Here is a 26,414-nt window from a genome sequence, read left to right as displayed (position 1 = left end):
CAAGGCGGCCGTGAGGGATTCCCGGAACACGGGCTTGCCCCCACCATGCCCGTTTCCCGGCATGGCGGGTATCGCCCTCAGTGCAGGTCGGCCCAGACCCTGCGCTTCACCGCATAGGCGAGCCCGGCCAGGACGACGAGGAAGATCAGGATCTTGATGCCCATGGCGCGGCGGGTTTCCAGGTTGGGCTCGGCGGCCCAGGCCAGGAAGGTGGCGACGTCGCGCGACATCTGGTCCTCGGTCGCCTTGGTGCCGTCCGCGAACTCGACCTGCCCTTCGTTCAGCGGCTTGGGCATGGCGATCATGTGGCCGGGGAAGTACTTGTTGTAGTGCATCCCGTCCGGCAGGTTCACGCCCTCGGGCGGATCGGCATAGCCGACCAGCAGGGCATGGAGGTAGTCCGCCCCGCCTTCCCGCGCCTTGGCGATCACCGAGAGATCCGGCGGCAGGGCGCCGTTGTTGGCGACGCGCGCGGCGTTCTCGTTCGGGAAGGGCGCGCGGAAGCGGTCGCTCGGCCGGCCGGGACGAGGGTTCACCTGGCCGTTGTCGTCCGGCGCGCCGGGCACCTCCACCGAGGCGGCGGCCGCCTGCACCATGGCTTCCGGCAGGCCGATCTGGGTCAGGTTCCGGTAGTAGAGCTGGTGCAGCGAATGGCAGTTGGCGCAGACCTGCATGTAGACCTGCGCCCCCCGCTGCAGCGCCGCGCGGTCGAAGGTCCCGATCGGGCTGCTGAAGGAGAAGCCCGCCTTCGGGATCTCGACCTCGCCTTCGGCCGCCCGGGCCAGCGCCGGGGCAAGCACCGGCCCCAGGGCGAACAGGGATGCCAGGGCGGCGCGCCCGGCCAGAGGCTTGAGGCGACGGATCATCACGCCTTCTCCATTGGCTTGCCCGCGGCCCCGGCCGGCAGCGGCCCGCCGCCCCGCCGCAGCACCGGCCGGCTGATGCTTTCGGGCAGCGGCAGGGGCTTCTCCAGCCGCGACAGCAGCGGCAGGATCACCAGGAAGTAGAGGAAGTAGTAGGCCGTCGCGACGCGGCCGATGGTCACGTAAGGCTCCTCCGGCGGCTTGCCGCCGATCCAGAGCAGCACGAAGAAGCTTACCACCCAGACGAAGAAGAAGGGGCGCGCCAGGGGCCGGAAGCGCATGGAGCGGACCGGCGAGGCATCCAGCCAGGGCAGTATGAAGAGCACCGCGATGGCGCTGAACATCATCAGCACGCCGCCGAGCTTGCTCGGAACCGCGCGCAGGATGGCGTAGAAGGGCAGGAAGTACCATTCGGGCACGATATGCGCCGGCGTCACCAGCGGGTTGGCCGGGATGTAGTTGTCCGGGTGGCCCAGGTAGTTCGGCGCGAAGAAGACCAGCACGGCGAAGACGATGAAGTAGACGACCAGCCCGACGCTGTCCTTGGCCGTGTAGTAGGGGTGGAAGGGGATGGTGTCCTGCGGCCCCTTGGGCTGGATGCCCAGCGGATTGTTCGAGCCCGCGATGTGCAGCGCCGCGATGTGCAGGAAGACCACGCCCACGATCACGAAGGGCAGCAGGTAGTGCAGGGCGAAGAAGCGGTTCAGCGTGGGATTGTCCACGGAGAAGCCGCCCCAGAGCCAGGTCACGATGTGCTCGCCCACCAGCGGGAAGGCCGAGAACAGGTTGGTGATGACGGTGGCGCCCCAGAAGGACATCTGCCCCCAGGGCAGCACGTAGCCCATGAAGGCCGTGGCCATCATCAGCAGGAACAGCACCACGCCCAGGATCCAGAGCAGTTCCCGCGGCGTCTTGTAGGAGCCGTAGTAGAGCCCGCGGTAGATGTGGATATAGACCACGATGAAGAACATCGAGGCGCCGTTGGCATGGGCGTAGCGCAGCAGCCAGCCGTAGTTCACGTCGCGCATGATGCGCTCGACGCTGTCGAAGGCCAGGTTGGCGTTGGGCGTGTAGTTCATCGCCAGGAAGATGCCGCTGGCGATCATGATCACCAGCGTCACCATGGCCATGGCGCCGAAGTTCCAGAGGTAGTTGAAGTTCCGCGGCGTGGGGAAGGAGCCGTATTCCTTCTCCATCATCGTGAAGATCGGCATGCGCTGGTCGATCCACCGCAGCACCGGATTCTTGACGTCGCTCTCGATCAGGCCAGGGGCGGCCATGGGATCCTCCTCAATCCTGGACAGGCGGTGTCGCCGGGTTCGTCCCGGCGTACAGCCCCTCAGCCAATGCGAATCCGGGTGTCGTTGGTGAAGGCATAGGGCGGCACCACCAGATTCGTCGGGGCCGGCCCCTGCCGGATCCGCCCGGCGGTGTCGTAGACGCTGCCGTGGCAGGGGCAGAACCAGCCACCATAGGCGCCCCGCTCATCCGTCGGCTTCTGCCCGAGCGGCACGCAGCCCAGATGCGTGCAGATGCCGACCACGACCAGCCAGGGCTCCTTGCCCGGCTTGGTGCGGCTCTGGTCCGTCGCCGGGTCCTTCAGCGCCGACATCGGCGTGTCCACCGCGGCCTTCACCTCCTCCGGCGTGCGGTGGCGGATGAAGACCGGCTTGCCGCGCCAGACCACGGTGATGGCCTGGCCCGCCGCCACCGGCCCCAGGTCCACATCCGTGGTGGAAAGGGCCAGCGTATCCGCCGCCGGGTTCATGGAATTGATGAAGGGCCAGGCGATCGCGCCCGCGCCCACCAGGGCGAAGGAGCCGGTGACCAGTGTGAGGAAGTCGCGCCGTCCCGTGGCGTGGCCGTGGGAATCGCCCCCTTGCGGCGGCAGCCCCGGACGTTCGCTCTGGGTCTTGCCCGATCCCGTCAGTCCGGGAATCGACCCCGATACACCCGCGGTCGCCATCTGCTCGGCCATGCGTCTTGTCGTCCCACGTCGCCAGATCTTGTGCCCCGGCCATCCGGTCCCGTGACACCCGATTCAGCGACATGCCCATTCTGGGACACGCCCACCCCGGAAGGCATGGAAACCAGACAGCCGTTCGTCCTCCCGCCATGCCGGCCCAGGGAGGACCGGGTCCGGCGTCGGACCTTGGGGGGACGCGAAAGGTCGCCATTCCGGCCACCGTTTCCACCCCCTTGTTGCGACCATATAAGTCTGTGGCGCGACGGGTGGCAACGCCACCTGTCGCGCCCGACACATTCGGGGTGCCGAAATGACACAGATCCCGCCTGACAGCCTTCCCGCCGGCACGGCCGGTGGCGGCGCCCGCGACGATGCCCGGGCGGAAGCCCCCGGTGCCGCCCCCGATACCTCCCTGGCGCGCCACCCCCTCGCCGCCCCGGCCCGCGCCTGGTTCGAATCGCTGCGCGACCGGCTCTGCGCGACCTTCGAGGCGATCGAGGACGAGCTCTCCTCCACCCCCCATGCCGGCCTGCCGCCCGGCCGCTTCGAGCGCCGTCCCTGGCAGCGCCCGGAAGGCGGCGGTGGCGTGATGTCGGTGATGCGCGGTCGGGTCTTCGAGAAGGTGGGGGTGAACGTCTCCACCGTCTGGGGCGAGTTCTCGCCGGAATTCCGCCGCTCGATTCCCGGGGCCGAGGAGGACCCGCGCTTCCTGGCCACCGGCGTGTCGCTGGTGGCGCATATGCGTTCCCCCCGCGTGCCGGCGGCGCACATGAACACCCGCTTCATCACCACGACGCGAAGCTGGTTCGGCGGCGGCGGCGACCTGACCCCCATGGTGCCCGAGGCACCCGAGGCGCGGGAGGATGCGGCGGGCTTCCACGCCGCCTTCCACGCCGCCTGCGACCGGCACGACCCGTCCTACTATCCGCGCTTCAAGGCCTGGTGCGACGAGTACTTCTTCCTGCCGCATCGCAACGAGCCGCGCGGGCTGGGCGGGATCTTCTACGACTGGCTGGGGCGGGACGACGCGGAGGACAGGCTGGCGGACCACTTCGCCTTCACCCGCGACGTGGGCGATGCCTTCCTCGCTGCCTATCCGGCCATCGTGCGGCGCCGGATGCATGAGCCCTGGACGCCGGAGGAACGGGAGAACCAGCTCGTCCGGCGCGGCCGCTACGTGGAGTTCAACCTGATCCACGACCGCGGCACGCTGTTCGGGCTGAAGACGGGCGGCAATACCGAGGCGATCCTGATGTCCCTGCCGCCCGAGGTCCGCTGGCCCTGACCTATTGGCCCTGGCTCACCGGCTCCGACCTTCGGCCCTGAGCCGCCAGCCCCCGAAGGCCCGGGCCGCCTATTTCAGGCGGCGCGCCAGCTCGGCCAGCTTCGCCAGGTGTTCGCCCAGGAACTTCCGTGTGCCCTCGTCGGTCAGCCGCCCTTCCGCATCGAACTTGCTGCCGGCGCCGCCGACCAGGACCTCGCCGCCGGGCAGCACATGGCAGCTCATGATCGAGAGCACCTGCCGGAGCTGATAGTTGGCGAGCGCGGTGCCGAGCACACCGGGTCCGGCGCCGATCACCGAGGCCACCTTGCCGATGGCGGGCGGCGCGGGCGGGCGGGACACCCAGTCCAGCGCGTTCTTGATTACGCCGGAGAAGGAGCGGTTGTATTCCGGCGTGGAGATGAGCAGCGCATCCGCATCCGCCACGGCGAGCCGCAGGGCCTCGACCGGGGCGGGATAGCCCTGGGTCCGGACGTCGTCGTTGTAGAGCGGGATCTCGCCGAGGTCGAAGACCCGCACCGTGACACCCGCAGGTGCCAGTTCCGCGGCCGCATGCAGCAGCGCCGTGTTGTAGGAGCCTTTCCGGAGACTGCCGGACAGGGCCAGAATCTTGAGGGAGTCGCTCATCGGGCCTCTTGGTCAGGAAAATGCAGGCCGGGACGAAGCCCCGACCCGCCGCCCCTGACTTAGGCCCCACTGACGGCCGCGGAAATGGCGCAGTGCAACAGCGCCATCACCACCCGCTATCGCCGCTATTTCCGGCGCGGATCGGAACTGTGGTGGCGGTCCGCCTCGCCCCCGCCGCCGGACACCTGGCTGCGCGAGGTGCTGGTGGCCTCACCGGGCCGGGGCTCCTCCGCGTGGCGGGTGGAATGGCCGTGGTTGCCGCCCTGATGGCTGCTGCCGGGCCCTCCACCGGACCGGTCGGCCTCCTCGGTCTTCTTGCTGGTGGACATCCTCACCGGTCCTGCTGATAGCCCTGGTGGGTGGTGTTCTGATGCGTGTTGCCCTGGCGGCCCTGCTGCGCCGGGTCGCGCTGCGTGGCGTTGGCCTTGGCCTCCTTCGGCGAAATCTCGCCTTTTCCGGCGTTGCTGACACCATGCGGGCTTCGGTTCTCCGGCGGCACGGGAGGGAGATGGGCGTTGCTCATGGCGTCTTCCTTCTTTCCCTTGTTCTGGTCCCGCCCCTCCTAACGCTTCCGGGCCGGGCTCCGTTGCCCCTCGCCGGGCCAGCCCATCACGGCGCATGGTGCCAGCCCTGCCTTTCCGCCCGGGCCTGCCGCTTGTCCTGGCCCGGACGCGACGCCATACCCCTGGCGTGCCGAAAGATCCCTCCACCTCCGCTGGGCGCCGTGCCGCCTGGGCGGACAGCCTCCTGCACGACCACTCCATCCTGCGCATCGGCTGGCGGAACTGGGGCGCGGTCGAACCGGGTCGCCTGTACCGCTCCAACCACCCCCAGCCCTGGCAGCTCGCCCAGGCGGCGCGGCGCTTCGGGCTGCGCTCCGTGGTCAATCTCCGCGGGCAGCGGGTGGAATGCGGCTCCGACGCCCTGTCGCGTGAGGCGGCGCTGCGACTCGGGCTGGCGCATTACGACGCCCCCTTCGAGAGCCGGGGCGCCCCACACAAGGACCGCATCCTGCGCCTGGCGGAACTCTTCGGGCGGATCGAGGAGCCCGTGCTGATCCACTGCAAGTCCGGCGCCGACCGCACCGGGCTGGCGGCGGGGCTCTGGCTGCTGCTACAGGGGCGCCCGCCCGAGGAGGCGGTAGCGCAGCTTTCCCTGCGCTGGGGGCATATCTCCGCCAGCAGGACGGGGATTCTCGATGCCTTCTTCCGGCTCTATGCCATGGCCTGTCGGAGCGGGGCCTCCCCCAAGCCCTTCCTCGACTGGCTGCGCGAGGATTACGACGAGGCCGCACTTCGCCAGTCCTTCACCTCCCGCCCCTGGGCCGACCGCATCGTGGACGGGCTGTTGCGGCGGGAGTAGGCCACCCCCTTATATCCTCCCGCCTGTCGCGGAGACGCCATGCACCCGTTTCACGATCACTGCCGCCGCGAACTGGCCCAGATGAAGGCCGAAGGGCGCTACCGGACCTTCGCCGACCTCAGCAAGTCGCGCCATGGCTTCCCCCGCTACACCATGCCGGATGGGCGGGAGGTTCTGGTCTGGTCCTCCAACGACTATCTGGGCCTGGGCGGCTCCGACATCCTGGCCGAGGCCGCGAAGCGGGCGGTCGAGGAGCACGGCGTCGGCTCCGGCGGCACGCGCAACATCTCCGGCAACACGTCCTACCATGTCGCGCTGGAGGCCGAGCTGGCCACGCTGCACCGGAAGGAGGCGGCGCTGGTCTTCACTTCCGGCTATGTCGCCAACCAGGCGGCGCTGGGCACCATCCTGGCCAGCATGGGCGGCAACTGGCAGGTCTTCTCCGACGAGAAGAACCACGCCTCCATGATCGCGGGCATGAAGAACGCCCGGAAGGCGATCTGGCGCCACAACGACGTGGCCCATCTGGACGAGCTGCTCGCCCGTGCCGAACCGGGGGTGAACAAGCTGGTCGCCTTCGAATCCGTCTATTCCATGGACGCGGATATCGGCCCGCTAGCGGACATCATCGCCGTTGCCCGCAGGCACGGCGCGCTGACCTATCTCGACGAGGTCCATGCCGTCGGCATGTACGGCGAGCACGGCGCCGGCGTGGCGGAGCGCGACGGGGTGCTGGACGGTATCGACATCGTCCAGGGCACGCTGGGCAAGGCCTTCGGCTGCCATGGCGGCTATGTCGCGGGCGATGCGGCGGTGATCGACTGGCTGCGCTCCTCCGCCTCGGGCTTCATCTTCACCACCTCCATGCCGCCCTGCATCGCCGCCGCCGCCCTGGCCTCCGTCCGCCATGTGAAGGGCGCGACGGCACTGCGGGAACGACACCAGGAACGGGCGGCGCGGCTGAAGGCCGCGTTCCGCGAGGCGGGCGTGGAGCCCATGCCCTCGATGAGCCATATCGTGCCGGTGCGCGTCGGCGACGCCGCCCTGTGCCGCGAGGTCAGCCGCCTGCTGCTGGAGGACCACGGCCTCTATGTGACGCCGATCAACTACCCCACCGTCCCACGTGGAACGGAACGCCTGCGCTTCACCCCCACCCCGCTGCATGGCGATGCGGAAATTGCCCAGGCCGCGCGGGCCGTGGCCCAGGTGCTGCGCCAGCTCCGGGCCGCCTTCGCCGCCTGATCCGGGCGGCGGCTCTCCGCGCCGGGTCGCGCTTCTGATCCGGCGTTGCGCTCTCCCCGAGGCGAGAGGCGCCCCCCCGGCGGCCAGCCACGGGGCACAACGCGGCCAGAGACAGCCACTCCGGGCGTGGCCGGGGGGCAACGCCCCCGCCGCGCATCGAACGCATGGCGCGGGCGATGTTTCTCCGGCTTGGTGCGCGCGGCGGCGCGACCTATCTCTCCCCGGATGACCCGCATCCTTCCGCCGACATGCTGCGCCTGACCGAGCTTCGCCTGCCCCTGGACCATCCCGAGCCCGCCCTGCGCGCCGCGCTGCTGCGGCGCCTTGGCGTGACGGAGGCGGATCTGCTGGGCTTCACCGTGGCGCGACGCGGCCATGACGCGCGCAAGAAGTCCCAGATCCTGCTGGTCTATACGCTGGACGTGGAGCTGCGGAACGAGGCCGCGGTGCTGCGCCGCTTCGCCCAGGACCGCAACATCGCCCCGGCGCCCGACACGCGCTACCGCTTCGTGGCACGGGCGCCGGAGGGCTTCGCCAATCGTCCGGTGGTGATCGGCGCCGGCCCCTGCGGGCTGATGGCCGGGCTGGTCCTGGCGCAGATGGGCTTCCGCCCCATCATCCTGGAGCGCGGCAAGGTGGTGCGGGAACGCACCAAGGACACCTGGGCGCTCTGGCGCAAATCGGTGCTGACGCCCGAGAGCAACGTGCAGTTCGGCGAGGGCGGCGCGGGCACCTTCTCCGACGGCAAGCTCTATTCCGGCATCAAGGACCCGCAGAACCTGGGCCGGAAGGTGCTGGAGGAATTCGTGAAGGCCGGGGCGCCGGAGGAGATCCTCTTCGTCTCCAAGCCGCATATCGGCACCTTCCGCCTCGTCACCATGGTGGAAAGCATCCGCGCGACGGTGGAAGCCCTGGGCGGCGAATACCGCTTCGGCGCGCGGGTCGAGGACCTGGAGATCGGGACCGCTCCGGACGGCACGCGCCAGGTCCGCGGCGTGGTGCTCCAGGACGGCGAGCGCATCCGCGCCGACCATGTGGTGCTGGCCCTGGGCCACAGCGCCCGGGACAGCTTCGCCATGCTGCACGAGCGCGGCGTCTACATGGAGCCCAAGCCCTTCTCCCTCGGCGTGCGGATCGAGCATCCGCAGTCGCTGATCGACCGCGCCCGCTTCGGCCCCTTCGCCGGACACAGGACGCTGGGGGCGGCGGACTACAAGCTGGTCCACCACGCCGCCAACGGGCGGGCGGTCTATTCCTTCTGCATGTGCCCCGGCGGCACGGTGGTGGCCGCGACGTCGGAGCCCGGCCGCGTCGTGACCAACGGCATGAGCCAGTATTCCCGCGCCGAGCGGAACGCCAATTCCGGCATCGTGGTCAGCATCACCCCGGACGACTATCCGGGTGGGCCGCTGTCCGGCATCGCGTTCCAGCGCCACTGGGAATCCCTGGCCTTCGAGGCGGGCGGCAGCACCTATGCCGCCCCGGCGCAGCGCGTCGGCGATTTCCTGGCCGGACGCCCCTCGACGGAACTCGGCAGCGTCATCCCCTCCTACAAGCCGGGGGTGACGCCCACCGACCTCGCCCTCTGCCTGCCGGATTTCGCCGTGGCGGCGATCCGCGAGGCCCTGCCCGCCTTCGCCCGGCAGATCCCGGGCTTCGCCATGGAGGATGCGGTGATGACGGGGGTGGAGACGCGCACCTCCTCCCCGCTGCGCATCCGCCGCGGCGAGGACCTGCAAAGCCTGAACACGCGCGGCCTGTTCCCGGCCGGCGAGGGCGCGGGCTATGCGGGCGGCATTCTGTCCGCCGGGGTGGACGGCATCCGCATCGCCGAGGCGGTGGGGCGGAGCCTGTTGGGGGCTGTGGAAACACAGGCCGCCGCCTGAGCCACCGCGACCCGGCCTCTCCACCGGCCCAGGCCGCCCGAAACGGGGCCAGGGCACGGAAATCACGCCTTTCTCGCTCCTCCAGCGGGAACCGGCCATAATCCTGCCGCCTGGCCCGCCTAACCGGCCGGGCCCGGGAAAACGCCCCGGGAAAAGCCAGGAGGACCGCATGCCCATCCCGCCCCCCCTCGTTGCCCATGCCCCGGCGGCCACGATCGACGAGCTGGAGAGCATGAGCCTGCGGCTGGCGGACGAGGTGGTCCGGCTGCGCATGCAGGCCAGCAGCCAGAAGGACGAACTGGCCGCCGGAAGGACCCGTACGGCGGCCCAGACGCGCGAGATCGCCGCGCTGCGGGAGGAACTGGCGAGGATGCGGGAGAAGCTGGGCGAGGCGGAAACGCGGCTGAGCGTGGAGGCCATGCATGCCGAGGGGCTGCGGGCCCAGGGCCTCTATCTGGTTTCCCTGGGAACCGAGGCGCCCCGCGCCAGCGAGCCGAGCGGCCAGCACTACGCGGATGGCGAGGTGAAGACCCGGCTCGCGGTGGTCTACGAGGAAGCCTTCGACCGCAAGGGCCACGAGATGGGCATTTCCGACCCGACCCAGTTCCGGGCGGATTGACCCCCGCGCGCCACAACCATAACTGGTACGGGTTGGGGCCGGTGCCAGTCACGGCCGGGGCGGCCCTACGGCACAAGGCTTCCGCAATGCAAAACGGACCGCCCCCGGCCGCGTTAGGGCCTCGGTCCGGATATGGCAGGTGGCTTGCGGGTGGGTAACATCAGGGCGATCAGGCGCTGGCGTCCAGCGATGCTGTCAGGGCGTGCGGCGCTCCTCCAGCCCGGCCGCAACCTCTGGCGGCTGGCGCGGGCGGAACGGGCCACGCTGCTGCCGGATGCCGCGCCCTACTACGACGCGCTGCGGAAGGCGCTCCGCAATGCCCGGCACAGCATCCAGATCGTCGGCTGGGACATCGACAGCCGCACGCCGCTGGCCGGCCCCTCTGGCCGGGTGGAGGACGGGCTGCCGGAAACGCTCGGCCCCTTCCTGAGCGCCCTGGCCGAGCGCAATCCGGACCTCAGGATCCGCCTGCTGCTCTGGGACTATTCCGTCCTCTACGCCATGGAGCGCGAGTTGCTGCCGGTACTGGCGCTGCGCTGGAACACGCCCCCCAATGTCGAGCTCTGCCTGGACGATACGGTCCCCTTCGGCGCCTCCCACCACCAGAAGATCGTGGTGGTGGACGGCGCCATCGCCTTCGCCGGCGGGCTGGACCTGACCATCCGCCGCTGGGACACGGCGGAGCACGACCCGGACAACCCGTTGCGCGTCGACCCCGGCGGCGCGCCCTACCCGCCCTTCCACGACGTGCAGATGCTGGTGGACGGCCCCGCCGCCGCCGATCTGGCGGAGCTGGTGCGCCGCCGCTGGGCCCGCGCCGCCTGCGAGGAACTGCCGCCCGCCCCGCCCGCCCCGCACGATCCATGGCCGGAGGGCGTGGCGCCGGATTTCCATGACATCGCCGTGGGCATCGCCCGCACCGAGCCCGCCACGGAGGACCGCGACGGGCACCGACAGCCCCCCATCCGCGAGATCCGGCAGCTCTACCTCGACACCATCGCCACCGCGGAGCGCTGGATCTACGCGGAGAACCAGTTCCTCACCTGCGGCACCATCGCCCGCGCCTTCATCCGCCGGCTGAAGGAGCGGCCGGAACTCCAGATCCTCCTGGTCTGCCCGAAGACGCACCACACCTGGCTGGAGCACCGCACCATGCTGGCCGGGAGAATCCGCTTCATGCGCGCCATCCGCCGCGCCGGCATGGGCGGGCGCGTCCGGCTGGTCTTCCCGCATGTGCGCGGGACGCGGACCGAGCACGAGGTCATGGTGCATGCCAAGGTCATGATCATCGACGACCGGCTGCTGCGCGTCGGCTCCTCCAACCTCTGCAACCGGTCCATGGGCACGGACACGGAATGCGACCTGATCCTAGAGGCTGGGGACGAGGCCGGGCGCCGGTCGGTGCGGCGTGTCCTGGGCCGCCTCCTCGGCGAGCATCTGGGCGTTTCGGGCGAGGCGGCGACGGAGGCCCTCGGCAGGCACGGCGCGCTGTTCGCGGCGGTGGATGCCCTGAATGGCGGGGACCATTCCCTGCGCCCCATCGAGGATGGCGAGTTGAAGCGACACGAGCGCGTGCCCACGCTGGAAGCGGCGGCCGACCCGCACCGCCCGATCGGGGCGGAGGAATTCTTCGCCGACTTCGCCCCCGGCAATCCCGGCGGCAAGCCCTGGCCGCTGCTGCTGAAAGCGCTGCTGGTGCTGGTGCCGGTCGTGGCCATCGGCCTGCTCTGGCGCTACACGCCGATGGCGGACCTCGTCTCGCCCTCCGCCATCCGCGCCATGCTGGACGAAGGCGGCGGCTGGGGCCCTTTCGCGGCCATCGGCCTCTTCCTGCTGCTGGGCCTGCTGGCCTTTCCGGTCAACGTGCTGATCATCGCCACCGCCGCCACCTTCGGCACCTGGCCGGGGCTGGGCTATGCCACCGGCGGCGCCATGCTCAGCGCCGCCGCCATGTACGGCCTGGGCCGCCGCATGGGGCCGGACCTGCTGCGGCGCTTCCTGGGCCCCCGCATCAACCGCGTCAGCCAGAGCGTGGCCCGCAACGGCATCATGGCGGTCACCGCCATCCGCCTGCTGCCGGTGGCACCCTTCACCCTGGTCAACCTCGTCGCCGGGGCGATGCGCATCCGCTTCTTCGACTACATGGCCGGCACCTTCCTGGGCCTGCTGCCGGGCGTGGTGCTGATGTCGGCGCTGGGCGACCGGATGACCCGCATCCTGGAATTCCCCACGGTGGAGAACGTGGCGCTGCTGCTCGGGCTGATGGTGCTCTGGGCGGGCGTCACCTGGGGCCTCCAGCGTCTCGTCCGGCACCTGCGGCACGAGGGCTGAGCTTGCCGCACCGCAAAGCCCTGCCGCCATCGCCCGCGCCGCCATCACACAAGCCGCCGGGCGGCCTGCGCGTCATGAGCTGGAACATCCATGCCGGGATCTGCCCCGCCGGGCGCTACGACCTCGGCCGCGTCATCGCCCTGGTGCGGCGCCACGCGCCCGACCTGGTCGCCTTGCAGGAAGTGGAGGGCCGCAACCGCCATGATGGCGAGCAGCCCTTCCGCCTGCTGCGCGAGGCCCTGGGCGGGCAGGCGGTGGAGGCCGCCACGATGCGCGAGGCCGGGGGCAGCTACGGCCACATGCTGATCAGCCGCCTGCCCCTGCGCGAGGCGGCGGTACACGATGCCTCCTTGCCGGGGCGCGAGCCGCGCGCGGTGATCTCGGCGGTGCTGGACCTCGCCGGTGGCCCGCTGCACGTCTTCTCGGCGCATTTCGGCCTGCAGGGACGCGAAAGGCGGCACCAGGCAAGGGTCCTGGCCGGGCTGGCGCGACAGGTGGAAGGCCCCGCCCTGGCCATGGGCGACTTCAACGAATGGAGCTGGCGCGGCGCCGTGGACCGCGCCTTCCTCGGCATCCTGCCGGTCCGCACGCGGGAAAGGACCTTCCCCGTGCGGCGCCCGCTGCTTTCGCTGGACCGGATCTACGGCCGCCCGCGCCAGCTCCTGCGCCGGAGCTGGACCGACCCCGCCGCCCGGGAAGCCTCCGACCACCTGCCCGTCCTGGCGGAAATCGAATGGCCGGGCGGGTAGCCCGCCGTCGCGCGTAGCGGCCGGCCCCGGGGGAGAGGCGCTGCCTTTCCCGCCGGCCCCTCTCTCCGCCGGGGAAGCGCAACGCCGGACAGGACCGTCAGCGTTCCTCGGACACCCGGTCCCGGGTTTCGTCGGCGATGCGGAAGGGCGGCTCGGGCGTCGCGGTCACGTAGCGCATCTCTGCCGTCTCCCCGTCCTCCCCGTCGTCCTGTTCCGCCACCACCTCCCGGGAGGGCAGCCGGTCGCCGGCCAGCCGCTCGAAGCGGCCCACCAGCTGCGGCGCGTCCAGGATCATGCGCTGGAAATCCGCGGCGCTCAGCTCCAGCAGGTGGCAGAAGCTGGTGGCCCGCGCGCGGGCCTTGCGGCGGCCGCCATGGATCAGCTCGTGCTCCCCGAAGAACTCGTTGGGGCCCAGCCGGACTTCCTGGCCGTCCTGCATGAATTCGACTTCGCCGGAACTGATGAAATAGACCGAATGCGCCTTCTGCCCGGGGCGGTAGATGCGCTCGCCCGGCACGGTGAAGCGCACCGTCATGCTGATGGCGATGTCGTGCAGCACCGCCTCCTGCAACCCGATGAAGACGGGAAAATCCTTGATCCGCATGTCGAGCCCGGATTGCAGGTTGAACTTCAGCGGCCGGCCGATATGGCGGCGCGCCTGGTCCAGCGACCGGGACAGCTCCTCGTAGAGCTCCTCCCCGATCAACGATTCGCTGCGCAGGCTGGCATACTCGTCCGCCTCCTGCCGCAGCCCGATCTGGCGCAGCATCCGGCTCTCCAGCGCCTCGGCATAGCCAGGGTATTGCAGGCGCAGCGTGTCCATCGCGTCGGCCAGCAGGTCCTCCCGCCGCGCGACGATGTCGCTCACCACCTCGGTCACGCGGGCACCCAGCACCGGCTCCATGCGGCGGCGCATGAAGCGCGACATGGCGACGGACACCAGATGCGTGAGCAGCAGGGTCTCGAAACGCTCGGCCATGCAGTGCATCAGCGGCGTGTCGATGCGGAAGTTCCGGTGCAGCCACTGCGCCGCCTGGAAGCGCAGCGTCGGCCGCAGCCGCCGCCGCGCCGCCTGGATGTAGCCGAGCCGCCCCTCGGAGCGGGCCCCGTCGATCATGCTCTCCGCGGTCCAGAGCAGGTTCTCCATGACACGGCGGGAAAGGCCATGGTCCTTGAAGATCTCCAGCAGGACGGCGCGTTCCTGCGAGGCATAGGTGATCAGGCCCAGCGTCACGCGGTCGCGGTCGCCGATCGCCGTGTCGAAGGTGTTGGCGGCGGTCTCGACCTTCACCCGGCGCTCGTACATGTCGAGGACATGGGCGCAGGCCTGGGGGGAGAAGCCGAAGTCGCGTGCCGTGTCGCGCAGCCGGTCCCGCACCTCGCCGAGCCCGATGGCCACCACCTGGTTGCGCAGCGCCTGGTCGGTGGGCGAGAGCTGGTCGAGCTTCAGCGCCCGCACCAGGAAGCGCAGCGTGGTGCCGTTCACCAGCAGGGTGAAGAGCACGTAGCCGGTGGCCAGGATGGTGATGAAGCGCTGCGTCGCCGCCGGCACGCCGACATGCTCGGTCACCGACAGCGCCAGCGCCAGGGTGATGGCGCCGCGCAGCCCCCCCCAGAGGATGGTGACCTTGAAGCGGATCGGGATACGCTGCGAGATGCCGACCCAGCGCAGGACCGGCAGCAGGCCGAAGAGCACCACCGCCCGGGCCAGCGTGGCGGCCAGCACCACCGCGCCGACCAGCACCAGGTCCCACCGTGTCATGCCGAGCAGCAGCCGCGGCACCAGCATCGAGGCCAGCACGAAGACCAGCGAGCTGGCCCAGAAGGCGAGCTGTCCCCAGACATCGGTGAGATAGGACCAGCTCTGCGGCCGGAAGGTGGAGGGGCCGATGGCGCTGACCGTCAGCCCCGCCGCTGCCGCCGCCACCACGCCGGAGGCGCCCAGGACCTCGTCGCAGAGGATATAGGCGAAATAGGGCAGCGCGAGCGTCATCGTCACCTCGGCCGCCCGGTTGCCGCCCAGCACGGGCATGACGAAGAGCATGGCCCGCGCGAAGACGAAGCCGACCGCCAGCCCCTCCACGAAGGAGACCACCAGCGTCACGCCGCCGGCCAGCCAGTCCGGCTCGTGATGCCCCACGATCTGCGCCAGCAGGATGGTGAAGATCGAGATGGCCGCCGCGTCGTTCAGCAGGCTCTCGCCCTCCACCAGTCGGGTCAGCCGGCTGTCGGCGCCAATGTCGCGGAAGACGCCCACCACCGCCGAGGGGTCGGTCGTGGCGACGATGGCACCCAGCAGCAGGCAGGAGGCCAGCGGCACGCCCGCGATGGGAGCCAGCGCGAAGCCGATCGCCGCCGTGGTCACCAGCACCGCCACCACCGCCAGGACCAGCACCGGCGCGGCGTCGCGCGCCAGGCGCCGCACGTCGATGGAGAGCGCGCCGTGGAAGACCAGCAGCGGCAGGAAGATGAAGAGGAAGACCTCCGCGTTCACCGGGAAGTTGATCAGCGTGCCGGCGACGTCGTCGATCGCCTTGTTCACCCGCTGTTCCATCAGATAGGCGGCCCCGCCGCCAAGCACGGTTCCCACCACCGCCAGCAGCACCGTGTCGGAAACCATCAGGCGCTTCGCCAGGGGCTGCACGGCGCTCACCACCACCAGGAGCGCGGCGATGGCCAGGAGGATATGAGGAAGGTTGATCAGCATCACCGGCAGCTTCTACCCGATGCGGTGAGGAAATGTGACGGAATGCGGCATCGGCATGGCACGGGGCACAGGCCCGCCTCCCCGTTGAAGGAGGCATTATCGTACCCCCAGGTCTCCGGAATGTGTCGCGATCCTTGCCGATCCGCGCATTCCGTCGCACCGGGGCACGTCCGCCGCTCTCCGTTGCGCGGCGCGGGCCCGTGCGGACGCGGCCGGGCCATGCGTCCGCGGAGGCGCCGTCCGGCTTGCGGCCCGGGGCCGGGTGGCACATGTAAAAGCCATGCTCCCAGCCTCGTGGCACCGGCCGGCTCTGGCCCCCCGCCCTGCGTCCGCAGGACCGCGCCTCCCCCCGTCCCCGGGCCCCGCGCCCTCCCTGTCCCCACGGCCATGAAGCTCCCTTCGGACAGCCGCTCGGCCCGCCAGCTCCTGCGCCGCATCCGCGATGCCCGGCGTGGGCCCCGGGCTGTGCACCATCCCCATCCGGGGGAGGCGCCGGGCGGCGTAACCCTGCGGGTCGCCTCCTACAACGTGCACAAATGCGTGGGCCGGGACGGGCGCTTCGACCCGCAGCGCATCGCGGCGGTGATCGGGGAGATGGATGCCGACCTGGTGGCGATCCAGGAAGCCGACCGCCGCTTCGGCCGCCGCTATGGCCTGCTCGATGCCGCCACGCTGCGGCGGGAAAGCGGGCTGCACCTGCTGCAGGTCTCCGACCTGCCGGACGGGCATGGCTGGCACGGCAACGCCATCCTGCTGCGGGAGGGCACGCCGCTTCGCCTGCACCGGCTCGCCCTGCCCGGGGCGGAGCCGCGCGGCGCGGTGATCGCGGAGCTGGACCTGCCGGGGGGCCGGCTGCGGGTGGTGGCCGCTCATTTCGGCCTTCTCCGCAACTGCCGCATGCGCCAGGGCGCTGCCATCCTGCGCAGCATCGCGGAGGGTGCCTCCATGCCCACCCTCATGATGGGGGACCTGAACGAATGGCGGCCCGGACGGCGTTCGGCGCTGCGGTCGCTGGAGCCCTTCTTCGGCCCCATGAACGAGGGACCGGCCAGTTTCCCGACCCGGATGCCGGTGCTCTCGCTGGACCGCATCCTGGGCTGGCCGAACGGGCTGGTGCATTCGGTGGAGGCGCATGACACCGCCCTCTCCCGCGTCGCCTCCGACCACCTGCCGCTGAAGGCCCTGCTGCGACTCGACCTGCTGGATGGTGCCGCCGAGGACGCCACGCCCCGGCTCGCCAGCGTGGGCTGACCCTGGCCATGGAAACCGCCAAGACCCTCCGGCGGCCGCACAGGCGCCTCCTGCCGCGCTGGCGCGCGGCGCAGCCGACGCTGGACCAGGCGGTGGACGAGGCGCTGCGGCGGATCGGCGCCGACACCGGCACGACGCTGGTGGCCAACGGGCTGGAGGCCTTCGGCCTGCGCGCCGCCAGCGCCCGTGCCGCCACGCGCAGCCTGGACCTGCAATACTATGCCTGGCACGACGGCATCACCGGCCGCCTCCTGGCGCGGGAGATCCTGAACGCCGCCGACCGGGGCGTGCGCGTGCGCCTGCTGCTGGACGACAGTTGCGTGCTGGACGACCAATCCGCGGCCCCGCTGCTCTGCCGGCTGGGGGCGGAGCATCCGGGCATCGAGGTGCGGGTCTTCAACGCGCATCGCTGGCGCTTCCTGGGCAGGCTCGGCTTCGGGCTGGAGCTGCTGCTCAGCCGCGGGCAGCTCAACCACCGCATGCACAACAAGTCCTGGATCGCCGACGGGCGCCTGGCGATCCTGGGCGGGCGCAACATCGGCGACGAGTATTTCGACGCCTCGGGCAGCTTCAACTTCCGCGACCTGGACATCGCCGTGGCCGGCGGGGCCTCGCAGCAGGCGCTGACGCAGTTCGAACGCTACTGGAACCACCGGTTGGCCCGGCGCGGCCAGTGCTGCGACACGCCGGAAAGCCTGGACGCGCTGCGTCGCCGCCTCGACGCGGATGCGCGATCCGGCGAGGCCCAGCCCTATCTCGAACGCGTCCGCGCCTCGCTGGAGCGTGACATCCTGCACGGCTATGCAGCCCTGCTGCCCACCCAGGATGTCGAGGTCGCCGCCGACCCGCCCGACAAGGCGACCGGCGAGGAGGTGCCGGGCCGGCTGGTCACCGCCATCGACGCGGCGCTCCAGGGGACGGAGCGCGAGGCGATGTTGATCTCCCCCTATTTCGTGCCGGGCGAGGCCGGCGCCGCGGCGCTGATCGGCCTGCTGCGGCGGGGCGTCCGCGTCCGGGTGATCACCAACTCCCTGGCCGCCACCGATGTCGTGGCGGTGCATGGCGGCTATTCCCGCTATCGCCGACGGCTGCTCAAGGCGGGGCTGGAGCTCTATGAGCTGAAGCGCAGCGGGCGGGAGGACGCCGGCGTGCTGGGCTCCAAGGGCGCCAGCCTGCACACCAAGGCCTTCGTACTGGATCGCGAGCAGCTCTTCGTCGGCTCCTTCAACCTCGATCCGCGCTCCGCCAACCTGAACACCGAGATGGGCGCCTTCATCCGCCACCCCGAACTGGCGGAAAGGCTGCGGCGGGAATTCCGCCGCCTGTCCTCGCCCCAGCGCAGCTACCACCTCAGCCTCCGGCGCGGCCTGATGGTCTGGACCGACGAGAGGCCGGACGGCCGACGCCGCGTCCAGCACAAGGAGCCCGATGCGAGCTGGCAACGCCGCCTCCTGGCCCAGCTCGTGCGCTGGCTGCCGGTGGAAAGCCAGCTCTGAACCGGCCCTGCCCCCTGGGCTAACGCAGCCGGACCACCCGGCGGCTGGGCGTTTCCCGCAGGGTCCGGTCGGCATAGGTGCCGCGCACGGCCTCGCGCCCGCCATGGCGCAGCAGGTCCAGCACCATGGCGCTGTGCAGGAAGCCGAGATGGCTGAAGGCCTGCGGGAAACTGCCGAGGAAGGTGCCGTCCTCGGCGATCTCCTCGGGAAACAGGCCGACATCGTTGGCCAGGGCGCGCAGCGCGTCGAAGCGCTGCCGCGCCTCCTCCTCCCGCCCCAGCCAGGCCAGGGCATCGACCAGCCAGAAGGCGCAGAGCAGGAAGGTGCCCTCATGCCCGGGCAGCCCGTCCTCCGTCTTGTAGCGGTAGACCAGGGCGCCATGGCCGAGCTGCCGGATGATCTCGTCCACGGTGCGGTTGAACACCGCCTCGTCCACGGGAAAGCCCAGCATCGGCGCCAGCAGCACCGACGCGTCCACGGCATCGCTGCCGAAGCTCTGGGTCAGGTAGCCGCCATGCGGATGCACGCCGGGCCCGTTCACCTCCGCCACGATGGCGTCCCGCGCCGCGCGCCATTCCTCTCTCTCGCCGAGCAGGTGGATGGCGCGGTCCAGCGCCACCCAGTTCATCAGCACCGCGTGCAGGTAGCGCGTCGGCGGCAGGCGCGGTTCCCAGAGGCCGTTGTCGGGCTCGCGCCAGACCTTGGTCACATAGTCGGCCATGCGGGCGATCTGCGCGCGGGCCTCGCCATCGATCTCGCCGCCGAGCCGGTGCCGCAGATGGACGAGGTCCAGGAGTTGGCCATAGACATCGGCCTGGTGCTGGTCCGCGGCGCCGTTGCCCTCGCGCACCGGCGCACTGCCGCACCAGCCCTCGAAATGCGCGATCCCGCGTTCCTCCAGCCCCTCGCCGCGGCCATCGATGGCATAGAGCGGCCGCAGCCCGCCATCGTCGCGCAGGGAAAGGTGCCGGACGAAGTCGAAGAAGCGCTCGGACTCGCGCACATGCCCGAACTTCTTCAGGGCGTAGAAGGCAAGGCAGGAATCCCGCAGCCAGCAGAAGCGGTAGTCCCAGTTCCGGATGCCGCCGATCTCCTCCGGCAGGGAGGTGGTGGGCGCGGCCACCAGGGCACCGCTGGGCTCGTAGGTCAGCGCCTTCAGCACCAGCGCGCTGCGCACGAGATCGTCCTGCAACGGGCCGTCATAGCTGCGGATGCCGGACCAGGAGACCCAGCCCTGCCGCGCCCGTTCCAGCCGGTCATAGACATCCTCCCGGTCCTCCTCCGTCGCGGCGCCGGCGCGGAACAGGCGGAAGGCGGCATGGGCGCCCCCCGAGAGCGTGAAGCGGGCCGTCGCGCACCCTTCCTCCAGGCCGAGCGGCTCGTCGGACAGCAGGCTGGGGCAGCCCTCCGCCGCGGCAAGGTGCCTTTCCACCCGCAGGGGCGGGAAGGCGGTGGCAAAGCCCGGCAGCGGCCGGAAGCGGAGGCGGAAGCGCAGCCGGCCGGACACGCCGCTCAGGATCCGCACCAGCTCCGGCCCCGGCGGCCCTTCCGGCGGCGGCAGCATCAGGTCGATCAGTCGCGCCATGCCGGAGGCGGTGGCGAAGGTGGTCTCCAGGATATTGGTCTGCGGCAGGTAGGAGCGGCTGACCTCGAAATCCTCCTCGGGGCGCAGTTCGAAGAAGCCGCCCCGCCGCCGGTCCAGCAGCCGCGAGAAGACCGGCGGCGCGTCGAAGCGTTCCAGGCAGCACCAGTCGATCGCGCCGTCCCGCGCCACCAGCGCCGCGCCGTGGCAGTTGCCGATCAGCGCATAGTGCTCGATCGGCTGGTAGGGGCGGGTCCCTTCGGGGCTCTGGAGCGGAAGCATGGGGCTCAAGGGGCGGATCGGTCCTCGCGGCACGGGGTTGGCCCGGACCACCCCGGCCCGGCGGGCATACCCAGCCGGAGGGGCCGGATCGCTCCAGGTCAACGGGACCATGCTCGCGCCGCTGCCCATTCTCGCGGGTAGTTGATGTCGATCCCACGCTCTGGATGGCAGCTTCCATGCCCGTCACGATGGCCGCCATCCCCCGGGGCCGGACACAAACGCGACGCCACACCCGAAAGAACCTGCTCCGGGCTGGAAGGCGCGCCTCAGGCCCCTTCGCGCCGCCAAGCCAGGACGGCCACGCCGAGCACCATGGCCAGGGCCAGCCAGGGCGGCAGCAGGGCCGTCGCGGAGAGGCCCGTCACCGTATGGTCCTCGTTGCGGCGCAGGCCGATCCAGCCCGGCCCGGCGGTGTCGCGCCCGGCGGCGACGCGGCGGATATCCGGCAGTTGCGGCTCCGCCCCCGTGCCCAGCCAGCGCGCCGCCCCACCCGTGGCGCGGGCCAGCGGCTCCACCGGTCCGGGATCGGCGCGCAGGTCGGCGATCTCCATGGGATTGGGCGCGGCGGCGGCGGCATAGGCGGTGCGCTGCCCGTCGCTGGCCTGCCAGACGCCCGGCTGCTCCGCCGGCATCTCCACCGTGGAACGGCCGCCGCCCGCCGCGCGGGCCGGATGGCGCGTCACCGTGCCGTCCGGCGCGGTGACGGCGATCTCGGGCGGTGGCGCATCGGCCACGCTGCGGCGGGTCACGGTCAGCCGCCCCTCGGACACGCTGGCGGTGAGGTCCTCCTCCTCCAGCTCCGGCTCGCGCATCGACCAGTGGGCGACACGGCGCAGCAGCTCCGCCTGCGGCCCGCCGCCGTCATGGCCACGCGCCCAGAGCCAGATATGGTCGGAGAGCAGCAGCGCCACCCGGCCCTCGCCCACCCGGTCCAGGATCATCAGCGGGCTGCCGCCCGGCGCGTCCATCACCATGGTGCCGGAACGCGGCTCCGCCCGCATGTAGCGGTACCAGCGGCCCCAACTCTGCGGCCGGTCGCCGGCATTGGCACCGGGCAGGCCCTCGGTCACCGGATGGCGCTGGCCGGCATCGGTGACATGGGCGCGGAAGGGGCCGTCCACCTCGGCATCGTTGCCGCCGCGCGGTGGCGGGGCGAAGCCGAAGTTCAGCCCGTTGCCGAAGCCCGCCCCGCTGCCCAGGGGCGGCCGCACCGGCAGGACCTGCCCCAGCGGCGTCAGGGCGAGGCTGGTCGGGCCGCTGAATTCCGGCCCCACGGACAGCAGCAGCGCGCCGCCGCCGCGCACATAGTCGGCGATGTTCCGCAGGTATTGTGGCGGCAGGAAGCCGCGGTTGCTGAAACGGTCGAAGACGATCAGGTCGAAGTCGCGCAACCGCTGCTGGAACAGCTCCCGCACCGGGAAGGCGATCAGCGCCAGCTCGTTCAGCGGCGTGTTGTCGTCCTTCTCCGGCGGGCGGAGGATGGTGAAGTGGACGAGGTCCACGTTCGGATCGGCCTTCAGCAGCCGGCGCCAGGTACGCTCCCCGGCATGCGGCTCGCCGGAGACGAGAAGCACGCGCAGCCGCTCCCGCACGCCGTTGATCGTCACCACGGCACGGTTGTTCAGGGTGGAGACCTCGCCCGGCCGTTCCTCGGCCGCGACCTCGACCACCGTGGGGCCGCCGCGCTCGATCGGCACGGCGATGCGGTGCTCGCGGCCCAGCGGCACGCTTTCCACGCGCGGCGCGGCGCCGTCGCGGCGGATGGTCAGGCGCACGGCGCCGCCGTCGGCCGCCCCCGCGGGCACGCCCAGATCCTCCGCGACCACGCGCAGCTCCACCGAGCGGCCGACGATGCCGAAGCCCGGCGCCTCGATCACCCGCAGCCGCCGGTCCACCTCGCCGGGCCGCCCGGCCAGCAGGGCGTGGAAGGGCGCGTCCAGGGCGGGGCCGCCGGCGGCGCCGGGCGGGGGGATGTCATGGACCTGCCCATCGGTCAGGGCGACGATGCCGGCAAGGCGCGCGCGCGGGATCTCGGCCAGGGCGGTCTCGATGGCGCCGTAGAGCCGCGTGCCCCGGTTGCCGCCTTCTTCCACGGTGATGCTGCGGAACTCCAGATCCGGGATGCGGCCGAGGCGCTGCTCCAGCACGTCCCGCGCCCGGGCGAGCTGCGCCTCGCGCCCGCCGATCCGCGTGCTGGCGCTGTGGTCCAGCACCACCAGGGCGATGTCGGGCCGGGTCTCGCGCGTCTCGGTCACGAGGCGGGGATTGGCCAGCGCGCCCAGGATCAGGGCGAAGGCGGCGGCGCGCCACCAGGCGCCGCGCGCCCGCCGCCAGACGGCCAGCGCCGTGGCGAGGACGGCCAGCACCGCCAGCGCGGCCAGCAGCCAGGGCGGCAGGATCGGGGCGAGGTCGATACCGGAAAGGGTCTGCTGCATGCGCTACTGCCCCAGCCGTTCGAGGATGGCCGGGACATGCACCTGGTCGCCCTTGTAGTTGCCGGTCAGGGCATAGATCACGAGGTTCACCCCGAAGCGGTAGGCGAGCGTGCGCTGCCGCGCCCCGCCGGGCACCACGGCATAGGGGTTGTTGCCGCGCGCATCGACCGCCCAGGCCGAGGCCCAGTCGGCGCCGCCGATGATGGCCGGGCTGACGCTGTCATTGGCGCGGTCCACGTCGCGCGCCACCCAGACCGTGCCGCCGGCCCAGCGCCCCGGAACCTCGGCCAGCAGGTAGAAGGCGCGGCGCAGCACATGGTCCTCCGGCAGCGGCGCGAGCGGCGGGATGTCCAGGTTCCGGGTCACCCGGCGCAGCGCCTCCTTGGCGCCGGGCGCCATGCCCTCGCCGGAGCCTTCATCGCGCGTGTCGAAGAGCACGATGCCGCCGTTGCGCATGAAGCCGTTCACCGCTTCCGCTGCCCGGTCGTCGAGGTCGCCCGCATCGGGCGAGACCGGCCAGTAGAGCAGCGGATAGAAGGAAAGGTCGTCCACCCCCGGGCGCACCGCGGCGGGCTCGGCCAGGGTGGCGGCGGTGCGGCGGTTCACATAGTCCGACAGCCCCGCCAGCCCGGCGCGCGAGACCTCGTCCAGCGCCGCATCGCCGGTGACCACATAGGCGAGGCGTGTGGCAAGGGCCGGGGCATCCTCGGCGGGCACGGCCCCGCTGTTCCGCGATGGGGCCTGGGCCTGCCCTTGGGCCTGGGCGGCGCCGGCGAAGCCCAGCGGCAGGAGCAGGGCCAGCATGGCCACCCGGCGGGGGGCAACCCGGCGGGACAGCCCGGCGGCCCCTGCCCCGCCACCGCGCCCGAGCAGCCCGCGCTGCACCAGCGACAGCACCAGATCCGCCAGCAGCAGCAGCATCGCCGCTGCCAGCAGCCAGGGGCCGAGGTCGCGTTCCACCGGCACGCCGCCCAGCACCACGGCGCGCGCCCCGGCGGGCGGCGGCGGCGCCAGCACGGGGGCCGGGACATGCGCGGACAGGTTCAGCGCCCGGCGCTCGCCGCTCTCGCCCGGGGTGCCGTACCAGCCCGGCGGATGGGCGGGGCCGGGCACCGTGGCCGCGAGGTCCCGCGCCACGATGGCGGTGGCGGTGGCCGGGGCGGGGCCGAGATGGCCGAAGCCGTCCATGCTCTCGATCGGGGCGAGGCGCGCCGCGCCCGCGGCCTCCGCCACGCCGGAGGACAGCGCCACCAGCCGCCGCAGCATGTCCACGAAGAGGCCCGAGAGCGGCAGGTCGGACCAGTCGGCATTGGCGGTCACATGCACCAGCACGATCCGCCCCGCGCCGCGTCCCAGGCCCGTGACCAGCGGCGTGCCGTCGGCCAGGGTCGCCCAGGTCCGCTCGCTCAGCCGCGGGGCAGGCTCGGCCAGGACCTGGGTGCGGATGGCGACCTCGGGCGGCACGGCGAGGCCGGCGAAGGGGGACGTGTCGGGGAAGGTGGCCAGGGGCTGCGGCTTCTCCCAGGACAGCGAGCCGCCGAGCTGCCGCTCCCCGGCCCGCAGCGTGACCGGCAGCAGCGGGTCCGGATGCTCCGCCATGCGCGGCCCGGCGAAGCGCAGCAGCAGTCCGCCCTCCTCCACGAAGCGGGTGACGGCCTGGATCTCCCGCGCCTCGGTCAGCGGATAGTCGGCCAGGACCAGCACCGCCAGCTTGCGGGACAGCAGCGTTTCCAGCGAGCCGCGCCGCACCTCCACGAAGGGCTGCAGGGCGCGTTCCAGGTAGAAGAGCGAGCCGGTCAGCGGCGTGTCGGCGGCGCCGTCCCCGGCCAGCAGGCCGACGGGGCGGCGGCGGAAGCGCTCGTCCAGCAGCACGGAGCCGGCGGCCCCGGTCTCGCCCTCCAGTTCCAGTCGCACCACCTGCTCGCGGATCTCCAGCGGCAGTTCCAGCGCGCCCTCGGCGCTGCCGGCACCCGCCGGGATGGCGATGGTGGCACGGGCCAGGGTGCGGCCATCGGCGGTGCGCGCCAGCACCGCCGCCTCGCCCGGCGTGGCCGAGGGGGTCTGGCGGACGGTCAGGCGCAGCCGGTCGGCCTCCGCCACCGGCGGCGGCAGGATGCGGAGGGGCAGGGCCGGGTCGCGCCCCGCCACGGTCAGCGGCCCCATCTCCGCCAGCGTGGTGGCCAGCACCGAATCCCCGCTGGCATGGGTCAGCCCGTCGGTGATGAAGAGCGAGGCGGCCTGCCCGCCATTCGCCTGCCGCCAGGAGGCCAGGGCCGTGGCGGCGGCGGCGCGGTCCGGCGCCCAGGGCAGCGGCCGCAGCGCGGCGAGGCGGGTCGCGGCCTCCGGCGCCGGCAGGGGCGGCGTGGGCGCGGGCATCTGCCCATCCGGCGCGGGCGCCGTGGCCAGCAGGGAGACCGGCCGGCCGTCGCGTCCCGCCGCCTCCACCGCGGCGCGGGCGGTGGCCATGCGCTGCGGCCAGTCGGCGGCCGAGGCCCAGCCATTGTCGATGGCGAGCAGCAGCGGCCCCTGCCCGCCCGCCCCCGCCGTCGCGTCCCAGACCGGCCGCGCCAGCCCCAGCACGATCAGCGCCGCCGCGGCGAGGCGCAGCAGCAGCAGCCACCAGGGAGTGCGGGCCGGTGTCTCCTCCGCCACGGGCAGGTCGCGTAGCAGCCGGGTGGGCGGAAAGGACTGCCGCTTCGGGGAAGGCGGCGTGACCCGCAGCAGCCACCAGAGCAGCGGCAGGGCCGGCAGGGCGAGCAGCAGCCAGGGCGCGGCGAAGAGCAGGGGACCGAGATTCATGCGCCGCCCCGCCCCCCACGGGCCGGGGCCAGGGCCTGCCAGAGCGCGAGCAGCGCGGCCTCCGGCGGCTGGTCCGTACGATGGACGAGCAGGTTCCAGCCGGCGGCACGGGCAATGGCGCCCAGGCCGTCGCGATGCGCCGCCAGACGCTCGGCATAGAGCTCGCGGATGCCTTCGACGCGCGGGACCAGCGTGGCGTCACCTCCGGACAGGGCCTCGAACCGCACCCGTCCGGCGAAGGGCAGGCTTTCCTCCGCCGGATCGAGCACCTGTACCAGATGGCCCTGCACACCCTGTGCCGCCAGGGCCGAGACGGCGCTTCGCGTGTCCTCCAGCGGCGCCAGGAAATCGCCCAGCAGCACGGCGCGGGCATGGCGCGGCAGGCGCTGGTCGCGCGGGGGATCGGTGTGGCGCCCCAGCGCCTCGGCCAGGGCCGGCAGCGCGCCGCGCCCGGCCAGGGCCCGCCCGTCGCCGAAAAGGCGCAGCCGCTCGCCGCCCCGCAGCAGCAGCGCCCCCAGGGCCAGGAGCAGGAGCTCCGCCCGCTCCCGCTTGGTGGCGCGGCCAGGGCTGCCGGACCAGTCCATGCCCGGCCCGGCATCGCGCCAGAGGCCCACGGTCTGCGCCGCCTCCCACTCCGTCTCGCGCACGAAGAGCCGGTCGGTCTTGGCGCTCTGCCGCCAGTCCATGCGCGCCAGGCTGTCGCCGGCGACAAAGGGGCGGAACTGCCAGAAGGCATCCCCCTGCCCTGGCCGGCGGCGGCCGTGCACGCCCTGCATCACCGTGGCGGCCACGCGTTCGGCGGCCACCAGCAGCGGCGGCAGCGCCCCGGCGGCAGCCTCGGCACGGGCGGCACGGTCGATGGCGGTGCCGCTGCCCTGGCCGGGGTTCCTGCCTCCTGCAACGGTGCTTCCGGCGCGGAACAGGCCGAGCGCCAC

20 protein-coding genes are annotated in these 26,414 nt (G+C 72.1%); 10 read left to right on the top strand and 10 right to left on the bottom strand.

Going from position 1 to position 26,414, the window contains the following annotated elements; all coding sequences use genetic code 11:
* Window positions 1–77: 77 nt before the first annotated feature.
* The 3 genes from CTJ15_RS21920 to petA are packed head-to-tail and all read right to left on the bottom strand — an operon-like array spanning window position 78 to window position 2,841.
* Complete coding sequence (locus CTJ15_RS21920) at window positions 78–866, bottom strand: cytochrome c1 (RefSeq protein WP_019459666.1); 789 nt, start codon at window positions 864–866, stop codon at window positions 78–80.
* The gene (locus CTJ15_RS21915) at window positions 866–2,143 is read right to left on the bottom strand and encodes a cytochrome b N-terminal domain-containing protein (RefSeq protein ID WP_019459665.1); all 1,278 of its coding nucleotides are present in this window, start codon (window positions 2,141–2,143) and stop codon (window positions 866–868) included. The genes CTJ15_RS21920 and CTJ15_RS21915 overlap by 1 nt, the downstream gene beginning before the upstream one ends.
* 59 nt (window positions 2,144–2,202) lie before the next feature.
* The gene (gene petA / locus CTJ15_RS21910; protein WP_226946024.1) at window positions 2,203–2,841 is read right to left on the bottom strand and encodes a ubiquinol-cytochrome c reductase iron-sulfur subunit; all 639 of its coding nucleotides are present in this window, start codon (window positions 2,839–2,841) and stop codon (window positions 2,203–2,205) included.
* A 298-nt stretch (window positions 2,842–3,139) separates the two neighbouring features.
* Between petA and hemF the strand changes: the two genes are divergently transcribed.
* Window positions 3,140–4,114, top strand: coding sequence for an oxygen-dependent coproporphyrinogen oxidase (hemF, locus tag CTJ15_RS21905; RefSeq protein ID WP_226946023.1), 975 nt, complete (start codon window positions 3,140–3,142; stop codon window positions 4,112–4,114).
* A 69-nt stretch (window positions 4,115–4,183) separates the two neighbouring features.
* Here hemF and CTJ15_RS21900 read toward each other — a convergent pair whose 3' ends face one another.
* The gene (locus CTJ15_RS21900) at window positions 4,184–4,738 is read right to left on the bottom strand and encodes an NADPH-dependent FMN reductase (protein ID WP_075821981.1); all 555 of its coding nucleotides are present in this window, start codon (window positions 4,736–4,738) and stop codon (window positions 4,184–4,186) included.
* Window positions 4,739–4,822: 84 nt separating this feature from the next.
* Between CTJ15_RS21900 and CTJ15_RS24475 the strand changes: the two genes are divergently transcribed.
* Window positions 4,823–5,005, top strand: coding sequence for a hypothetical protein (locus CTJ15_RS24475; RefSeq protein WP_193009632.1), 183 nt, complete (start codon window positions 4,823–4,825; stop codon window positions 5,003–5,005).
* Between the two features lie 64 nt (window positions 5,006–5,069).
* Here CTJ15_RS24475 and CTJ15_RS21890 read toward each other — a convergent pair whose 3' ends face one another.
* Entirely contained in the window at window positions 5,070–5,261 is a 192-nt protein-coding gene (locus CTJ15_RS21890) for a hypothetical protein (RefSeq protein WP_075821979.1), read from the bottom strand.
* Between the two features lie 167 nt (window positions 5,262–5,428).
* Between CTJ15_RS21890 and CTJ15_RS21885 the strand changes: the two genes are divergently transcribed.
* The 6 genes from CTJ15_RS21885 to CTJ15_RS21860 all read left to right on the top strand — a co-directional run bounded on the left by CTJ15_RS21885 (window position 5,429) and on the right by CTJ15_RS21860 (window position 12,927).
* A complete protein-coding gene (locus tag CTJ15_RS21885) occupies window positions 5,429–6,100 on the top strand; it encodes a tyrosine-protein phosphatase (protein WP_075821978.1) in 672 nt (223 codons plus the stop codon).
* Window positions 6,101–6,139: 39 nt separating this feature from the next.
* Window positions 6,140–7,342, top strand: coding sequence for a 5-aminolevulinate synthase (gene hemA / locus CTJ15_RS21880; protein WP_075821977.1), 1,203 nt, complete (start codon window positions 6,140–6,142; stop codon window positions 7,340–7,342).
* 248 nt (window positions 7,343–7,590) lie between these two features.
* Entirely contained in the window at window positions 7,591–9,228 is a 1,638-nt protein-coding gene (locus CTJ15_RS21875) for an NAD(P)/FAD-dependent oxidoreductase (RefSeq protein WP_075821983.1), read from the top strand.
* Between the two features lie 169 nt (window positions 9,229–9,397).
* Window positions 9,398–9,847, top strand: coding sequence for a hypothetical protein (locus tag CTJ15_RS21870; protein WP_075821976.1), 450 nt, complete (start codon window positions 9,398–9,400; stop codon window positions 9,845–9,847).
* A gap of 189 nt (window positions 9,848–10,036) precedes the next feature.
* Window positions 10,037–12,178 (top strand): VTT domain-containing protein, encoded by a 2,142-nt coding sequence (locus CTJ15_RS21865; protein ID WP_075821975.1) that lies wholly within the window; start codon window positions 10,037–10,039, stop codon window positions 12,176–12,178.
* Window positions 12,179–12,252: 74 nt separating this feature from the next.
* The gene (locus CTJ15_RS21860; protein WP_075821974.1) at window positions 12,253–12,927 is read left to right on the top strand and encodes an endonuclease/exonuclease/phosphatase family protein; all 675 of its coding nucleotides are present in this window, start codon (window positions 12,253–12,255) and stop codon (window positions 12,925–12,927) included.
* A 97-nt stretch (window positions 12,928–13,024) separates the two neighbouring features.
* Here CTJ15_RS21860 and CTJ15_RS21855 read toward each other — a convergent pair whose 3' ends face one another.
* Entirely contained in the window at window positions 13,025–15,634 is a 2,610-nt protein-coding gene (locus CTJ15_RS21855) for a cation:proton antiporter (RefSeq protein WP_019459653.1), read from the bottom strand.
* A 387-nt stretch (window positions 15,635–16,021) separates the two neighbouring features.
* Here CTJ15_RS21855 and CTJ15_RS21850 point away from each other — a divergent pair, with 387 nt between their 5' ends.
* Both CTJ15_RS21850 and CTJ15_RS21845 read left to right on the top strand, forming a co-directional pair.
* Window positions 16,022–16,885, top strand: coding sequence for an endonuclease/exonuclease/phosphatase family protein (locus CTJ15_RS21850; RefSeq protein WP_019459652.1), 864 nt, complete (start codon window positions 16,022–16,024; stop codon window positions 16,883–16,885).
* Between the two features lie 8 nt (window positions 16,886–16,893).
* Window positions 16,894–18,381: a phospholipase D family protein gene (locus CTJ15_RS21845; RefSeq protein ID WP_019459651.1), complete on the top strand. Its 1,488-nt coding sequence runs from the start codon at window positions 16,894–16,896 to the stop codon at window positions 18,379–18,381.
* 19 nt (window positions 18,382–18,400) lie between these two features.
* On the opposite strand, the gene CTJ15_RS21840 is transcribed toward CTJ15_RS21845, so the two are convergent.
* From CTJ15_RS21840 to CTJ15_RS21825, 4 genes are all read right to left on the bottom strand, one after another.
* The gene (locus CTJ15_RS21840) at window positions 18,401–20,245 is read right to left on the bottom strand and encodes a glycoside hydrolase family 15 protein (RefSeq protein ID WP_075823184.1); all 1,845 of its coding nucleotides are present in this window, start codon (window positions 20,243–20,245) and stop codon (window positions 18,401–18,403) included.
* Between the two features lie 266 nt (window positions 20,246–20,511).
* Window positions 20,512–22,680: a hypothetical protein gene (locus tag CTJ15_RS21835; RefSeq protein WP_099782006.1), complete on the bottom strand. Its 2,169-nt coding sequence runs from the start codon at window positions 22,678–22,680 to the stop codon at window positions 20,512–20,514.
* Between the two features lie 3 nt (window positions 22,681–22,683).
* Complete coding sequence (locus tag CTJ15_RS21830) at window positions 22,684–25,479, bottom strand: DUF4159 domain-containing protein (protein WP_099782005.1); 2,796 nt, start codon at window positions 25,477–25,479, stop codon at window positions 22,684–22,686.
* Window positions 25,476–26,414: a DUF58 domain-containing protein gene (locus CTJ15_RS21825; protein ID WP_019459647.1), complete on the bottom strand. Its 939-nt coding sequence runs from the start codon at window positions 26,412–26,414 to the stop codon at window positions 25,476–25,478. The genes CTJ15_RS21830 and CTJ15_RS21825 overlap by 4 nt, the downstream gene beginning before the upstream one ends.

Origin of the sequence: Roseomonas sp. FDAARGOS_362, from assembly GCF_002754815.1 — a bacterium.
Taxonomy (GTDB): domain Bacteria; phylum Pseudomonadota; class Alphaproteobacteria; order Acetobacterales; family Acetobacteraceae; genus Roseomonas; species Roseomonas mucosa.
This window is presented reverse-complemented; position numbering and strand designations above follow the sequence as displayed.

Bases quoted from the DNA above. Each gene is read 5' to 3' on its own strand.
- CTJ15_RS21920 (WP_019459666.1), bottom strand. From the start codon at position 866: ATGATCCGTCGCCTCAAGCCTCTGGCCGGGCGCGCCGCCCTGGCATCC.
- CTJ15_RS21915 (WP_019459665.1), bottom strand. From the start codon at position 2,143: ATGGCCGCCCCTGGCCTGATCGAGAGCGACGTCAAGAATCCGGTGCTG.
- petA (WP_226946024.1), bottom strand. From the start codon at position 2,841: ATGGCCGAGCAGATGGCGACCGCGGGTGTATCGGGGTCGATTCCCGGA.
- hemF (WP_226946023.1), top strand. From the start codon at position 3,140: ATGACACAGATCCCGCCTGACAGCCTTCCCGCCGGCACGGCCGGTGGC.
- CTJ15_RS21900 (WP_075821981.1), bottom strand. From the start codon at position 4,738: ATGAGCGACTCCCTCAAGATTCTGGCCCTGTCCGGCAGTCTCCGGAAA.
- CTJ15_RS24475 (WP_193009632.1), top strand. From the start codon at position 4,823: ATGGCGCAGTGCAACAGCGCCATCACCACCCGCTATCGCCGCTATTTC.
- CTJ15_RS21890 (WP_075821979.1), bottom strand. From the start codon at position 5,261: ATGAGCAACGCCCATCTCCCTCCCGTGCCGCCGGAGAACCGAAGCCCG.
- hemA (WP_075821977.1), top strand. From the start codon at position 6,140: ATGCACCCGTTTCACGATCACTGCCGCCGCGAACTGGCCCAGATGAAG.
- CTJ15_RS21875 (WP_075821983.1), top strand. From the start codon at position 7,591: ATGCTGCGCCTGACCGAGCTTCGCCTGCCCCTGGACCATCCCGAGCCC.
- CTJ15_RS21870 (WP_075821976.1), top strand. From the start codon at position 9,398: ATGCCCATCCCGCCCCCCCTCGTTGCCCATGCCCCGGCGGCCACGATC.
- CTJ15_RS21865 (WP_075821975.1), top strand. From the start codon at position 10,037: ATGCTGTCAGGGCGTGCGGCGCTCCTCCAGCCCGGCCGCAACCTCTGG.
- CTJ15_RS21860 (WP_075821974.1), top strand. From the start codon at position 12,253: ATGAGCTGGAACATCCATGCCGGGATCTGCCCCGCCGGGCGCTACGAC.
- CTJ15_RS21855 (WP_019459653.1), bottom strand. From the start codon at position 15,634: ATGCTGATCAACCTTCCTCATATCCTCCTGGCCATCGCCGCGCTCCTG.
- CTJ15_RS21850 (WP_019459652.1), top strand. From the start codon at position 16,022: ATGAAGCTCCCTTCGGACAGCCGCTCGGCCCGCCAGCTCCTGCGCCGC.
- CTJ15_RS21845 (WP_019459651.1), top strand. From the start codon at position 16,894: ATGGAAACCGCCAAGACCCTCCGGCGGCCGCACAGGCGCCTCCTGCCG.
- CTJ15_RS21840 (WP_075823184.1), bottom strand. From the start codon at position 20,245: ATGCTTCCGCTCCAGAGCCCCGAAGGGACCCGCCCCTACCAGCCGATC.
- CTJ15_RS21835 (WP_099782006.1), bottom strand. From the start codon at position 22,680: ATGCAGCAGACCCTTTCCGGTATCGACCTCGCCCCGATCCTGCCGCCC.
- CTJ15_RS21830 (WP_099782005.1), bottom strand. From the start codon at position 25,479: ATGAATCTCGGTCCCCTGCTCTTCGCCGCGCCCTGGCTGCTGCTCGCC.